Consider the following 13,377-nt stretch of genomic DNA (forward strand, 5'->3'; position numbering starts at 1 on the left):
CGTTGGTATGGAATCCCGTGCGCTTTAGCGCTTGGTTTCGAATTCGATCGGCAGCGGCGTGGCGAGGCCCGCCTCAAGCGCCTTTGTGAGAATCAGTTCGGCTACGACGATGTCCTGCAGGCCGCCGCCCACCGACTTGTACATACGATTGCGCGCGTCTTTCAGACGATCATCGATCGCGCCGCCCATAAGGTCGGCAAGGCTGAAGGACTTGTCGTGAAACGCAATGCCGGCTTTTTGCGCCGCAAGCATGTCGCCGGTCTCCTCCAGCACCTCTTCGAGCATGTCGCACACGATGAGATCGCTGCGCCCGACGACCGACACATCGATTTCACGTTGCTCGGGAATCGTCGAGCCAATCGACACGACGGTTGCGCCTGGCTTGAGCCAGTCGCCGAAGAGAATGGGCTGCTCATCGCGGGAACGAGCCGCCGCTAGCACAAGGTCAGCCCCAGCCACGGCCTCCTGTGCCGATGCGATACCGCGCGCCGAGACACCCAGATCGCGCGTGACGGCTTCGGCGAAAGCGCTGCGACGCTCAGGCGTCGGGCTGTAGACGACGACCTCAGTCAGTTCGCGCACACTCGCGATGGCACGCGTATGCATCGACGCTTCCAGACCGCTGCCGAGCACGGCGAGACGTGCCGGCCCCTCCGGCGCAAGTCGGTCGAGCGCTGCAGCAGAGGTAGCCGCGGTGCGAAAACCCGTCACGAGATTGCCGTCGACGAACGCCGCTATGCGACTCGTCTCCTGGTCAAAAAGGACGATCACGTATTCAACCCCCGGTGCAGCCGAACCCATGGCCATACCCATCACCTTCGCGCCGTAGTAGCGACCGCCGACCGGAACAGCCGGCAGCGTGCGCAGCCAGGTCTTGCCGGCGACGGCAACGGTCCGGGGCGGCGTCGATTTGGGTGGAATCGGGCGCGCGTACGCGGACTGAATGGCGCGGACTGCATCAGACCAGTCGAACACTGCGCTAGCAGCATCGCTGGAGACAAACACGGGGGCAAACGGATTAGTGCTCATGGGTAAGTGTCTCAATCCATCTTGGGGGGGCCGCCGATCGCTGCGCAACCCCGTTGGTACATAGAGAGTGGAAAAGCGTTGGAGCAAGGCGTCGATTCGATCGCGAGGTCTGGAAGCGATCCAGCCGCCTGTCCTATAACGCAGAGTGCGGTCAGGCCTGCGGGGAAACCTCGGTCGCGATCGTCAACTGCACGTCGTCGGACAGTGCGTGCGGGATTGCATCCATTCCGTACGCTGCACGGCTGATGCTCCCCGTCGCCTCGAATCCGATGACCGGGCTCTGCGTCCACGGGTTAAGCGCACGATCGATCAGAGTCGCATCGAACGAGGTCGAACGAGTAATGCCACGTATGGTGAGATCGCCGTCGATCACGTATCGGCGCCCTTCCACGTGCCGCACCGAGCGCGAAACGAAGGCAATCGTCGGATATGTCTGCACATCGAACCAGTCTGCGCCGCGAAGGTGTTCGTCACGCATATCGAAAGCGGTATCGATCGACGCGGCCTCAACTTCAAACGACACTCGCGACGCTTCCACGCGCTTCTCGTCGAAGACAAGACCCGCAGTGAAGCGCCGAAAGATTCCAGGAGTACGCGTCAATCCCAAGTGCCGAACCGTAAAGCCGATATGGGTATGCGCGGGTTCAATCGTCCAGTCCGTCGAAGCGGCAGCCGGCGCCGACTCCACGATCGCCGCGCCCGAGCGCAATCCGCGCAAGAAGTTGCTCCACATGCGATTTCTCCATGCCCCGCTAGTCGGGGCCGTTTGTCTTGAGGTTGATGCTACACGCCGCAACCGAATCAATGCAAGCTTTATCACACATCATTTTTTACATTGATGCACCATTAACGCCACAATTGGCGCATCATTCGCGTGACCGGGAGACATGATGCATAATGATGAGATCATTGATGCGTTCAATTCGACGAAATTGCCAATCAATCGATAGGTCTCAACTGCACCGTCCCGACGCGATGGCGCTGGAGACCCCCCTTAAACCCATGAACAGGAAGACCCCTCGGCGGGAGGTCGTTGAAGATGTCGGGACAAGCAAACTTGATTGATGACGATGTTCTTCGGCTTCGCGAATACATCGAAGGTCACGTAGCGAGCAGCGGCGATGTGCGCCTGCCCCCCGAGCCGAAGCTCAGCGAAGCGTTGGGTGTGTCCCGAGGACGGCTACGCACAGTGCTCAAGCGGCTGGAGGACGAAGGGCTCATCTGGCGCCACGTTGGCAAAGGCACATTCATCGGTCCGAGGCACGTGAAGCCGGACGACGAATCGTGGTCATCGTCGATCAGCGTCGACGACATCATTGAGGCAAGGCTCGTGCTGGAGCCGCAGTTGGCCGCACAGGCTGCAGTTCATGCCACATCCGCAGATATTGCCGCGATGGATCAGTGCCTCTCAGAGATGGCCGCCACCGGTCCATTCGTCCCGTGGAAGCGGCTCGACGAGCACCTGCACCGCACCATCGCGGAAGCGACGCACAACACCCTTCTACTGATGCTGTACGACACAATGCGCGTACAGGTTCGCGTCAATCTCGACGTGCGAATGGAGGAAGTTTTCGCCGCGCAGACCGGTCCCCGACACGATACCGACGGTGAGCATCGGTTGCTCGTGGATGCCATTCGCGCGCATAACCCGGGCAAGGCCGAGCACCTGATGCGCGAGCATTTGCAGTCGGTCCGAATCCGGCTGTTCGGAGCACGCTGAGCGAACGGCGACACACACAACGCATGACCGTCTATGCGTCGCCACCGTGGCTTCACAACTGATAAGACCTTTTTTGCTCCGCTTGGTTGGGGAGCGCGTCAACCTCAGTCGCTGGTCGTCCTCGTCTTCTCGCCGGGGCTAGCCGATCCTGAATACAGCAACAGAGGCATTGAGCTGGGTGACCTGTTCGAGGAGTGCATGTACGGCCGCCGACGCCTGCTCGACCAAAGCGGCATTTCGTTGCGTCATCCCGTCCATACTGGTTACGGCGTGGGTGATTTGCTCCACGCCCTCCGCCTGTTCTTCAGACGCAGTCGTAATCTCGCCAACGATTGCCGAAACGTCGCCGATCGCCACTTTGACCTGACCGACCGCGAGTCCCACGTTCGCGGCTTGCTCCTCGCCGAGCTTGATCATTGAAACTGACGAGCCAATCAAGTCCTTGATCTCCCTGGCTGCCGCGGCCGAACGTTGAGCCAGGCTGCGCACTTCGGCCGCTACCACGGCAAATCCGCGGCCCTGCTCTCCGGCCCGGGCGGCTTCAACAGCGGCATTCAGCGCCAGGATGTTCGTCTGGAATGCGATTCCTTCGATGACACCAGTTATATCCGAGATTTTGTTCGAGCTACCACTGATCTTTTCAATCGTCTGCAGCATGCCCTGAACCGCCGCGTTTCCTGATTCAGCGAGATCACTTGCGTTGACGGCGAGACTGTTTGCCTGGCGCGCGTTGTCGGCGTTCTGACGAACGGTTTGCGTCAGCTGCGTCATGCTCGCTGCGGTTTCCTCAAGCGAGGCCGCTTGTTGCTCTGTTCGTGAGGACAGGTCCATGTTCCCCACCGCAATTTCTTTCGACGCGATCGAGATCTGATCCGAACCGGCACGCACCGCGCTGACAAGCTGAACGAGATTCTCACTCATGTTTCCAAGTGCGCGGATGACCTGCGCCGGCTCGTCGCTGTATCGAGTCGATACCACGGTTGTGAGGTCACCAGTCCCGACAGCTTCCGATACTCGCACCGCATCTGAAAGTGGGCGAACAATCGATCGTGTCACGTACCAGGCGAGTCCAGCGCCAGCTGCGAGTGCAATGAAACCACATACGAGAAGCCACAGCGCGCTGTGCTCAGAGACTTCGACAATTTGCGCACGCGCCGCCGCCATGCGCGACTCCATATATGCGGCTAGCGCTCGTTGTGCAGTGAGATAGGCCTCCTGCAAGTCGGCGTCTGGCCCATACAGAATGGCTGTGGCTTCAGCCTTTCTATCCTGCATCGCAAGCTCGATGACCTTGCCAATATGGACACCGTATCTCCCTCGTGCGAGAGCAACATTGTGGTATAGCCGCTTTCCTTCTTCCGTATCGACCATTCGACCGAGACGGGCCATCAGTTCATCGGACTTCTCTTTGATCTGCTCGAGCTTTGTGAGATCGCCGGCAATCGCCTTTGCGTCCGTCCGTAGAATCAAATTGCGAACCAGCCGCGCACTGTCGAGATCAAGCAGCGCGTCGGCATGGACTGTCGCCAGAGCGGCGTAGACGTCGGATGTCGCATAGTCCGCGCTACGACGTTGATCGTTGAGGCCGGAGAATCCTACGTAGATTGCGATGCCACTGAGGATGAGCACGATTCCAAAACCTGCAGTCAGTCGCGTTCCGATTTTTAGAGAATGGATATTCATAATAAGTTGTAGTCCTGATCAATGAAGGCAACTCTCCACCGACCCTCCCCAACATTTCTAGATCTGAAACGCGGAAAATCTGCTCGCAATGTCCTGTGTCGCGTCGCCACGAGGAAGATGTCTGTCCGCGATAAAGGAATCGGCGAAACTCAGCAACTTGGAACGCGACTGCGCCGCGGGGCCTCAATCGGCCCTGCCACCCCGCGGCGAGTCTAACTATGAGCAGTACCCTGACGTCACTCAGAATGGCTGCGCAAGTACGCCGTAGCCTTCGAACAAAAGTTCGACCGCCCTTCGTCCATCCGAAGCAGGATTCTTCTCCGCTTCGCAGATAGCGAGAGAGATATCGAAAACACGTTTCGCACGGTCCCAGCGTCGCTCGACATACGCCGATAGTGCAGCGTCCACGGTCGAATGCCGGCTCAGCTCCTCCGTAAGAACGACCGCGTCTTCGATCGCCATGCCACCGCCCGAAGTCAACTGCGGTGTAACGGAATGCGCGGCGTCGCCGAGAAGAGCAACACGACCCCGATACCACGGCTGCGGCATGAAGAGAATATCGAACGGGCGATAGCTGAGGTACCGCGTGCCGTCGCAAAGATCGCTTACTGCGCGCAGGTCCGGCGCAGAGAAACCGTTGAGACGCTCACGAAACATCTCGCTGAGCCTCTCCTGCGGCATGTGGACGTGCACGTCCGCATTCTCGAGAAAAAAGTAGTAGCACAGCGTGTCCGAGAGCGGGAGCGCACCAACGGCGCGACCGTCCTTATGCTTGTAAAGCATAAAGCCGTCGAAGCCTGCAGGACGCTCGACGGTAAAGCGCCACGCGCCCTGCCCGGCGTAAGCTGGGCGGTACTGCTCTCCGAACGCCTTCGCTCGGGTCTTCGAGTAAGTACCATCGGCCGCGACGAGCAAGTCGCAATGCCCCGTATCACCGTTCGAGAGACGGTACGAGACACCATTCGTGTGCTGCTCAAAGTCCTCAACCGTCGTTCGATAGTCGATGCGCGCGCCGCTTGCCAGAGCGTGTCCCTCGAGCACTTCCGCAAGCTTCGGCCGCATGATGCCCATCGCACCTGACGCATCCGGCCGGAAAGTGCGCGGCGGGCGCTGCACGTTCTGCACTTCACCCGCGTCATTGTGAACGCTGACCGTGTCCCATCCCGAGCCGGCTGCGATGCAACTGTCGGCAAGACCAACGCGATCGAGCGCGCGCAATGCGTTTCCGAGCAGCGATATACCTGTGCCCTGTTGATCCGTACGGTGGCTGCTCTCGACGACTCGCACGTCCATACCGGCGCGTGCGAGACCGTGCGCGAGGGTCATGCCACCGATCCCGCCCCCAACGATCAGGACTTTGTATTGAGTAGCCATGACTGTGTCTCCTTGAAGTAATTTTATTCGCGCTGGGTCACATAAACGGCGCGCGTTCCTCCGGCCACCACAGGCCCGTCTGCGGCTGGCCCATACGGTTACGCAGAACGCCGATGCCGCCTACCTCCAGTTCGACCACGTCGCCGGGAGCCAGCTTGCGATCGAGCTCCAGAGCCGAGCCGCCACCCATCGTCCCCGAGCCGATCACATCGCCCGGCTCGAGCACCTCGCCGAGGCTAGCCCAGGCAATCAGTTCGTCCACCGTCCACAGCTTGTTCGCACTCGTGCCCTTGCCCCACGTTTCCCCGTTGACCCTGACTTCCATCGGAATCGCGTCGAGATCCGCAAATTCGTCGATCGTCGTAATCCACGGTCCGATCCCATAGGCAAAGTCCTTGCACTTCGTCGGCCCCATCTGGATCGGCATTTCGATCGACTGTCGATCCCGCGCGCTGAAGTCGTTGAACACCGTGATTCCGAAAAGGTACGGTCGCGCGTTTTCCGGTTTCAGATTGCCGCCGCGTCGGCCGATTACGTAACCCAGTTCGAGTTCGTAGTCCATCCGCTCGATGTAGCCGGGCCACGGCACATCCGCATCGTGGCCGATCACGGTATGCGGCGTCCCCTTGAAGTAGCCCGGAACCTTCAGCAGGCTGTCGTGCGGCTTGTGTCCGATCTTCTCGTGAAAGCCTTTGATGTGCCCGATGAACGTCAGGCCATCCCGGACCACCGACGGGTCGCTGGCCGGCAGCCACTTCACTTCGGAGATCGGGAGCGATGCTTCGTCAGGGCGTTCGCGGTCCGCGCGTCGTGCTGCATCGAGAAAGCGGTCACCGAGGCCTATTGCCGCCGACATGCTCCCAGGAAACAGCGCCTCCGAAAGCCGACGCGCTGCTTCTGCCGTGGCGCCTTGCTTCTCCAGCGCCAGGGTCGACGCACGCTTCAGATCGATAACACGCCCCTCTTCCGGCAAGACCAGCACGAGGCGGGGAACGTCTCCGTCCGGCCCGTTCACAGCAATTCGTCCCAGCTTCATTCTTTGGCTCCAGTGTGTGGGGATGCGCAGCCCGCTGATGGGCAGCGGTAATGTGCATCCGCGTTAGGGATGCGATCGATTATATATACGATACGCCTCGTCTTGTTAGTGAGGGTTTTTCCTCATGCAGAATCGCTCGTATTGAATGCGAATTGGGCTTGCTTCGCGGCAGGTAAGAAGAATATTATGGCCCACACCGTATCGTATTTAGCGACACGCATTCTTCTCTTACCGACAGGACAGTTACTGTGAGAATCCTTGGACCCGACACTCTTGTTTTTGGCGTTGATGACGTCGAAAGCTGCTCGACGTTTCTTGTGGACTACGGCCTGAAGCCAACCGGCGACGGCACATTCGAGGCCGTCGACGGCACGGGTGTCATCATTCGCCACAAGGATGACCCGACGCTCCCCGCCTGGACGCTACCTACGGCCAACCAGTTGCGTAAGACGATCTACGGTGTCGCCGACCAGGCAGCGATCGACGAAATCGCGCGCGAACTGGGCAAGGATCGCGAAGTCCGGTTCCTCGACGACGGCTCAATCGAAGCCGTTGACGACATGGGGTTTGTCCTCGGCTTCCAGGTCTCCGTCCGGCGCGTAGCGGTACATTCGCCCGAACTGATTAACGCGCCCGGCGATGCTCGCCGCGGCCTTAACGTTACGGGCACATCGGCCAATCGCGACGAACCGCCCCCTTTGCCGCTCACGCTTTCGCACGTTGTCTACTTCGTGCCCGACACCGACAAGGCAGAGGCTTTCTACGTCAATCGGCTCGGATTCCGCGTGAACGACCGTTTCACCGGCATGGGGCCGTTCCTGCGTCCGCAGGGCACGCTGGATCACCACACCCTGTTCTTCATCCAGACGCCTGCTTTCATGCAGGGCTGCGAACACTTCACGTTCCATATGAGCGGACCGTCCGACGTGCTGCGCGCGGGATACGCGTTTGCGGCAAAGGGCTACGAATCGTTCTGGGGCCCCGGCCGTCACCGATTCGGGTCCAACTGGTTCTGGTACTTCAATAGCCCGATGGGTTGCCACATCGAATACGACGCGGACATGGACCAACTCGACGATTCGTGGGTGCCGCGCGTAGCACCGGCAATGGCGGAGAATTCGCAGGAATTCCTGTTCCAGCGCCGCGATACATGGGCGCCGGGTGGACCGCCGGCTCCGAAAGCCTAAACGCGGTTGACCATGCCTGATGCCGCCGAACTGTGGATTCGTCTCTGCGAACTGAACGCCTTGCCTCTGAACGGCGCACGCGGTTTCGATTTGCAGAAGCGCGGCATCGACGATTTTTTCGTTATCCGCACGCCCGAACTGCTGCGCGCATACCGAAACTCGTGCCCGCACTGGCCCGGCGCCTCACTCCCCTGGCGGCGAGATGCGTACCTTGACCGCGCCGCTAGCCGTATCGTCTGCCACGGACACGGCGCTCAATTTACGCTCGACACCGGACTATGCATTTCCGGGCCCTGCACAGGTCAGCGGCTCGTGCCTATTCCGCTGCGGGTAGACAACGGTCTGTATGTCAGCGCGTACTGGCAGCCGGATTCGCAGTAGCCCAGTCACCGCGCTACAGGGGACGGTGGGGCGGCAGCCCCACCATCGCTACCCGAAATTCACCTATACATCACGAGCCGCTCCGCCTGAAGGTTGCGGCGTACTCCAATATCCACCGCAAACAGATTTGCGTTTGACGCTGCGCCCATCTGGTACAACCGCGTCAACCTAAGCCTAGACCCGTGCGCTGAAGTTGTGGTGCCAGTCCTCTGCCCGAATGCGAACGCGCCCTCCAATCTGACCGGGCGTCACGCGTCCATTGCGGATAGAGGTCGTTCAGGCTTGCTCTGCTGCGCGAGGCTGCCCGACATCTAACCTGTCCGTGGAGCTAGCGGAATCGCCAAAGTTGGTCGCGAGTGCATCGGCCATTTCTCGCTTCGCCTTCTGATAACTACGCTGGCCGGCAACGCATGCCACGAATCCAACGAAAGCGATCGGGACGACTACAATCACAAGCGAATTGCCGAGAAGCTTGCTGTCCCCAAGCACGTGTTCCGTAACGAGCGCGACTGCGGTGGGTCCCATCGACAAGCCAATGATTCCGACGAAGATGAAATACAGTGCTGTGGCCTGGCCTCGGATTTGATTAGGCACTACATCCTGAATCACGGCTTGCGCGCTTGAAAACGCGAGGGCGCTTGAGAACGTCAACAGCCCGAGGCAAGCAAAACTCACAGTGACATTCGCAACCTGGGTCATCCCAACGATAGCGACAACGCCGAGCGGCCACCAGACGAGGGGAATGCGGAATCGGCCACCGACCGTCCCACCAGCGGCCAGTTTGTCACTGACGACGCCACCGAGCAGGCACCCACTTACGCCAGTTGCAATCGTCATAGCACCCATCGTGAGACCAACGCTCGCCGCAGGCATGCCGAAATGTCGCATATAGAACGAAGGCGCCCAGGCGACGATGATGTACCCGACCATTGCCGTGAGCATATAGACGAGAAAGACACTGGCGAACGCCCCCTTATGGCGGCGAAGGTATGGCAACAGTCTCACCTCCCGCGTCGTTGAATCAGCGGGCGAATGCATGACTTCACGCCGCTGTGGCTCCTTGAGCGCAAAGACGAAGAACGAAATCAACAATCCGGGTAGCGCGGAAATGACGAATACCAGCCGCCAGGTCTGGATGCTGGACAGATCCAGCCAACCCATTTCCCTGACCTTCGCGAGCATCGAGATGACAAGCCCCCCAAACACGAGGGAAGCGCCGACGCCCATGAAATTGGACATGTTGTACGCTGCGATCGCACGACCCCGCTGCTGCCGCGGAAAGGAATCGGCAATCATCGAGAACGCTGCGGGCGCGAGGCAGGCCTCGCCGATGCCCACACCCATCCGCGCGAAAAACAGCTGCCAGAAGTTTGTGCTCAAACCGCAGCAGATTGTCATGAAGCTCCACAGCACTATGCCGATCGCGACGATGTTCTTGCGCGATCGCCTGTCCACGAGCCGCCCGAACGGCAATCCCATTACGGCGTAGAAGAGGGCAAACGCGAGGCCTTGCAACAGACTAATTTGAACGTCCGAAAGGGCGAGCTCGCTTCTGATCGGACCGACGAACAGCGAAAGTATGTTCCGGTCCAGGTACGACACCACGCTTGCGCAGAAGAGTACAAAGACCAAGAGCCAGGCGTAGTGGCTCGATGTTCGAATGGGAGGAGAAGACATTGCTTTCCCGGTTGTATGCATTGAAATTGATGTGGGAACCAGCGTGCGGCGAGGAGCGCCCTGGCGCACCGCCAACCCGCCAACCCGCCTACACGTCGTTTGCGTCTATCGCGGATGCAGCGATACCAGTGCCGTGACAGGAGCCGTCGGCGCGGCGTGTCAGAAATAAGGATTAGCCCGCCGTTGCGTCACAGGTCGATGACGATTTCCTCAGTCGCTGCCCTTGATACACAAGCGATGAGCGAACGCCCTTCGCGCCGCTCTTCGTCGCTCAGCACGTAGTCGCGATGCTCAGCCTCTCCCGATACGATGCCCACTTCACAGGTTCGGCATAGCCCTTCGCGACACGAAAACGGGAGATTGAAGCCGTTGCGCTCGAGCGCCTCGAGGATCGATTCACTAGCTGCAACCTTGCAGCTCGCGCCGCTTTTTGCGAGCACGACGGTGAAGGCTGCATCAGCAGCGTTCACGCGATCGACGGCTGGTGCGGCAAATCGCTCGAAATGAACACGGTCCGGGGAGATACCACGTTCAACGGCGTGCGAGCCGACTGCATCCATGAGTCCACCCGGTCCGCAACAGTAGATGTGTTCGGCGGGGTCCATGCCAGCGAGCATGCCGCCGATATCGTGAGGCGACGCCACCTCATCATCGATGTACAGACGCACGTCGCCCCCCATTGCGCCGAGTACGTCCAGATAAGCTGCGTGCGCCCTGGAACGCACGCAGTAGCTCAGTTGCCACTGCAGTTTGTGTCGATGGCACCACTGGATCATGCTCAGGATCGGCGTGATACCGATACCGCCCGCGACGAAGCGATGACGCGGCGCTTCCGGCGCGAGCCCGAAGAGCACGCGGGGTTCGCTGATGCGCAGCGTATCGCCACTTCGTAACATCTCGTGCAGCCACGCCGAGCCACCCCGCGACTTCACACTACGGCCGACACCAAGCCGATAGTGAGACGTATCGTGCGCATCGTTACGGAGCGAATACTGACGCACCATCCCGTCAGGCAGATGCACATCCACATGCGCACCTGGCTCGAACGAAGGAAGCGCCAGACCGTCCGTTCTGCGCAGTTCGATGTCGATGATGCCCTCGGCGACCTCGACGATCTGTGCAACCCTCACGTTGATCACGCGGTTTCCCCGGTTCTCTCGCCGACCGCGGCGCCCTCCTCTTCCAACCGCTTGTCCACAACCCAGCGAAACTGTGAGAGGGCCGCGTCGATGCCAAAGGCCATCATCTTGAAGTTGGGGTCGAGCGTGAGATTACGTTGCTGGGCCGTAATCATTTCGCGGTCTTCGTCAAAAGCATTGACGATGGACTGATGAATCGATCGTGTGACTTCCGGCTGATCGATTGCGAAGTTGTGCGGATGAGCGAAGAAGTAGTGAGTCGAATTCTCGGTTTCGGGCGTCAAGGCCTGACAACCGCGAAACTCCATCGCACCAACGCGAACGCCTTCCTGTGCGCCCGTTCCCGTCGGCGCCATGCCAGAGTCCATTCGCAGAATTGCCGGAATCGTGAAATCGTAGATATTCCAGCGGTCCACCTTACCGTCCCAATCCCGTACCGCAGCCGCGAATGCCGGCGGATCGGTATTGATGGTCCAGCGCGTGATACGCACGCCATCCTTTGCTCGCTCGACTTTGGGCTGAACAGTGGCGTAATCCTCACTGCCCCCGAGCGTTGTCGGATGTACGTATGGCAGATGAGAGAAGTCCAGCAGGTTGTCGCAAATGAGCAGATAGTTGACGTCGTAGTGAATGTAGCCGGGCAACGAGCGCCACTCCGGATCGTCGAGCCAGTGCGTATCTGGAATCGTGGAAGGATCAGCCAGCGTGGGGTCCCCCATCCAGACCCAGATCCATCGATGACGTTCGACGACAGGGAACTGTCTGACCTTCGCCTGCGGCGGAATTCGTGCCTGTGCCGGCGCTTCGACACATGCGCCGTTGCCGTCGAACTTCAGGCCGTGGTAGAGGCAACGGACGCAGTCACCCTCACGCCGCCCGATGGACAGCGGCGCGCCGCGATGGCAACAACGATCTGCGAGCGCTGCAATCTCACCGTCCTCTTTCCGATACAGCAAGACGGGCGTGCCGATTATGGTGCGGGAGAACAACGTCTCACCTTCGACTTCATGCGACCAGGCGGCCACATACCACGTGTTCTTGATGAACATCATTTGTCTCCTGATTTGATTCGTTATCTGGTTTTCTCGAACACTTGACGCAACGATAGGGTTGCGTTAATCATGCGTCAATGTAATGGCATTAATTTGGTGAATGCACCCAATGCATATCCGCGATCTGGACCTGAACCTGCTTGTCCTGTTCGATGCGCTGCTTCGCGAGCGCAGCGTGACGAGAGCCGCGACCGAGGTCGGGCTATCACAAGGCGCAATGAGCCACGCTCTCAACCGGCTGAGAGCGTTCTTCGAAGATCCGTTGTTCATCAAGACGTCGGCTGGCATGGAGCCGACGGAGAAGGCCGTTCTACTCGGCCAAACGGTCTCCGAAGTGATGGCCGCATTGCGCGAGCGCGTCATTTCACAGGCAAGCTTCGACCCCGCCACGGCACAACGTACGTTCGTGCTCAGCATGACCGACATGGGCGAACTCGTCTTTCTGCCGCCCCTGATCAAGCGACTACGCAAGATCGCACCGAATTGCACGGTGCGGTCAGTGCAGATGCCGCTTGAGCTAATCGAAGCAACGCTCGCGGCGGGAGAAGCTGATCTCGCGCTCGGCTCCGTGCACGCGGCACCCGACGGGCTGTTTCAGCAGCAATTGTTTCTGCACTCCTTCGTGACAATGGTCAGTGTCCGCAATAAGGCGGTAGGCAAGACGATCAGCCGTGCGCAGTTCGAGAGCATGCCGCACATCGTCGTCTCGCTGACTGGTCGCGCTAGTGCAGCATACGACAGCGCGTTCGACGAGTACGGCATCAAGCGTCACGTCTACCTCAGCACTCCGCACTTTCTTGCCGTGCCGCATCTGATCAACGCACAGCCAGACCTGATCGCAACGGTTCCGCTCGAACTCGCCAATGTGTTCGCAAAGCTTGGAACAGTGAGGATCGTTCCAACGCCTGTGGCGTTGCCGCCTTTCGCGCTGCGCCAGCACTGGCATCCGCGCTTCCACAACGATCCCGCCAACATCTGGTTGCGTCAACTGATCAAGGAAACGTTCGACGGCTATCCCGACATTGACGGCGAAGACACTTAACAGCGACGTGCCGTCAACGGTGGGAGGCCTTCCGCGCCAGACATGCCGTCAGCGATG

The 13,377-nt window shown here is 59.7% G+C and carries 12 protein-coding genes; 4 read left to right on the plus strand and 8 right to left on the minus strand.

Annotation, left to right across the window (positions count from 1 at the left end; all coding sequences use genetic code 11):
- Window positions 1-24: 24 nt before the first annotated feature.
- Window positions 25-1,116 carry an ornithine cyclodeaminase family protein gene (locus AB4Y35_RS28485; protein ID WP_368707002.1) on the minus strand — a complete coding sequence of 364 codons (1,092 nt, stop codon included), beginning with the start codon at window positions 1,114-1,116 and terminating at the stop codon, window positions 25-27.
- A gap of 64 nt (window positions 1,117-1,180) precedes the next feature.
- Window positions 1,181-1,762: a YceI family protein gene (locus tag AB4Y35_RS28490; RefSeq protein WP_368707003.1), complete on the minus strand. Its 582-nt coding sequence runs from the start codon at window positions 1,760-1,762 to the stop codon at window positions 1,181-1,183.
- A gap of 324 nt (window positions 1,763-2,086) precedes the next feature.
- Between AB4Y35_RS28490 and AB4Y35_RS28495 the strand changes: the two genes are divergently transcribed.
- Window positions 2,087-2,749 carry a FadR/GntR family transcriptional regulator gene (locus AB4Y35_RS28495; RefSeq protein ID WP_368707004.1) on the plus strand — a complete coding sequence of 221 codons (663 nt, stop codon included), beginning with the start codon at window positions 2,087-2,089 and terminating at the stop codon, window positions 2,747-2,749.
- Between the two features lie 138 nt (window positions 2,750-2,887).
- On the opposite strand, the gene AB4Y35_RS28500 is transcribed toward AB4Y35_RS28495, so the two are convergent.
- The 3 genes from AB4Y35_RS28500 to AB4Y35_RS28510 all read right to left on the minus strand — a co-directional run bounded on the left by AB4Y35_RS28500 (window position 2,888) and on the right by AB4Y35_RS28510 (window position 6,842).
- A complete protein-coding gene (locus tag AB4Y35_RS28500; protein ID WP_368707005.1) occupies window positions 2,888-4,432 on the minus strand; it encodes a methyl-accepting chemotaxis protein in 1,545 nt (514 codons plus the stop codon).
- A 240-nt stretch (window positions 4,433-4,672) separates the two neighbouring features.
- On the minus strand, window positions 4,673-5,806 hold the full coding sequence (locus AB4Y35_RS28505) for an FAD-dependent monooxygenase (protein ID WP_368707006.1): 1,134 nt from the start codon (window positions 5,804-5,806) through the stop codon (window positions 4,673-4,675).
- Window positions 5,807-5,843: 37 nt separating this feature from the next.
- Window positions 5,844-6,842 carry a fumarylacetoacetate hydrolase family protein gene (locus AB4Y35_RS28510; protein ID WP_368707007.1) on the minus strand — a complete coding sequence of 333 codons (999 nt, stop codon included), beginning with the start codon at window positions 6,840-6,842 and terminating at the stop codon, window positions 5,844-5,846.
- A 248-nt stretch (window positions 6,843-7,090) separates the two neighbouring features.
- Between AB4Y35_RS28510 and AB4Y35_RS28515 the strand changes: the two genes are divergently transcribed.
- Complete coding sequence (locus AB4Y35_RS28515; protein ID WP_368707008.1) at window positions 7,091-8,029, plus strand: VOC family protein; 939 nt, start codon at window positions 7,091-7,093, stop codon at window positions 8,027-8,029.
- 12 nt (window positions 8,030-8,041) lie between these two features.
- On the plus strand, window positions 8,042-8,410 hold the full coding sequence (locus AB4Y35_RS28520; RefSeq protein ID WP_368707009.1) for a Rieske (2Fe-2S) protein: 369 nt from the start codon (window positions 8,042-8,044) through the stop codon (window positions 8,408-8,410).
- A gap of 276 nt (window positions 8,411-8,686) precedes the next feature.
- Here the strand turns inward: AB4Y35_RS28520 and AB4Y35_RS28525 are convergent, their stop codons facing one another.
- From AB4Y35_RS28525 to AB4Y35_RS28535, 3 genes are all read right to left on the minus strand, one after another.
- Window positions 8,687-10,087 (minus strand): spinster family MFS transporter, encoded by a 1,401-nt coding sequence (locus AB4Y35_RS28525; RefSeq protein ID WP_368707010.1) that lies wholly within the window; start codon window positions 10,085-10,087, stop codon window positions 8,687-8,689.
- Window positions 10,088-10,275: 188 nt separating this feature from the next.
- A complete protein-coding gene (locus AB4Y35_RS28530; RefSeq protein ID WP_368707011.1) occupies window positions 10,276-11,226 on the minus strand; it encodes a 2Fe-2S iron-sulfur cluster-binding protein in 951 nt (316 codons plus the stop codon).
- Complete coding sequence (locus AB4Y35_RS28535; protein WP_368707227.1) at window positions 11,223-12,275, minus strand: Rieske 2Fe-2S domain-containing protein; 1,053 nt, start codon at window positions 12,273-12,275, stop codon at window positions 11,223-11,225. The genes AB4Y35_RS28530 and AB4Y35_RS28535 overlap by 4 nt, the downstream gene beginning before the upstream one ends.
- Window positions 12,276-12,387: 112 nt before the next feature.
- On the opposite strand from AB4Y35_RS28535, the gene AB4Y35_RS28540 reads away from it, so the two are divergent.
- Window positions 12,388-13,320 carry a LysR family transcriptional regulator gene (locus tag AB4Y35_RS28540; RefSeq protein WP_368707012.1) on the plus strand — a complete coding sequence of 311 codons (933 nt, stop codon included), beginning with the start codon at window positions 12,388-12,390 and terminating at the stop codon, window positions 13,318-13,320.
- The last annotated feature ends 57 nt before the right edge of the window (window positions 13,321-13,377 follow it).

The sequence above is a fragment of the Paraburkholderia sp. EG286A genome (genome assembly GCF_040965375.1).
In the GTDB taxonomy this organism is placed as follows: Bacteria; Pseudomonadota; Gammaproteobacteria; order Burkholderiales; family Burkholderiaceae; genus Paraburkholderia.

Excerpts from the sequence above, each read along its gene's own strand:
- AB4Y35_RS28490 (WP_368707003.1), bottom strand. The coding sequence starts at position 1,762 with ATGTGGAGCAACTTCTTGCGCGGATTGCGCTCGGGCGCGGCGATCGTG.
- AB4Y35_RS28500 (WP_368707005.1), bottom strand. The coding sequence starts at position 4,432 with ATGAATATCCATTCTCTAAAAATCGGAACGCGACTGACTGCAGGTTTT.
- AB4Y35_RS28505 (WP_368707006.1), bottom strand. The coding sequence starts at position 5,806 with ATGGCTACTCAATACAAAGTCCTGATCGTTGGGGGCGGGATCGGTGGC.
- AB4Y35_RS28510 (WP_368707007.1), bottom strand. The coding sequence starts at position 6,842 with ATGAAGCTGGGACGAATTGCTGTGAACGGGCCGGACGGAGACGTTCCC.
- AB4Y35_RS28520 (WP_368707009.1), top strand. The coding sequence starts at position 8,042 with ATGCCTGATGCCGCCGAACTGTGGATTCGTCTCTGCGAACTGAACGCC.
- AB4Y35_RS28525 (WP_368707010.1), bottom strand. The coding sequence starts at position 10,087 with ATGTCTTCTCCTCCCATTCGAACATCGAGCCACTACGCCTGGCTCTTG.
- AB4Y35_RS28535 (WP_368707227.1), bottom strand. The coding sequence starts at position 12,275 with ATGTTCATCAAGAACACGTGGTATGTGGCCGCCTGGTCGCATGAAGTC.
- AB4Y35_RS28540 (WP_368707012.1), top strand. The coding sequence starts at position 12,388 with ATGCATATCCGCGATCTGGACCTGAACCTGCTTGTCCTGTTCGATGCG.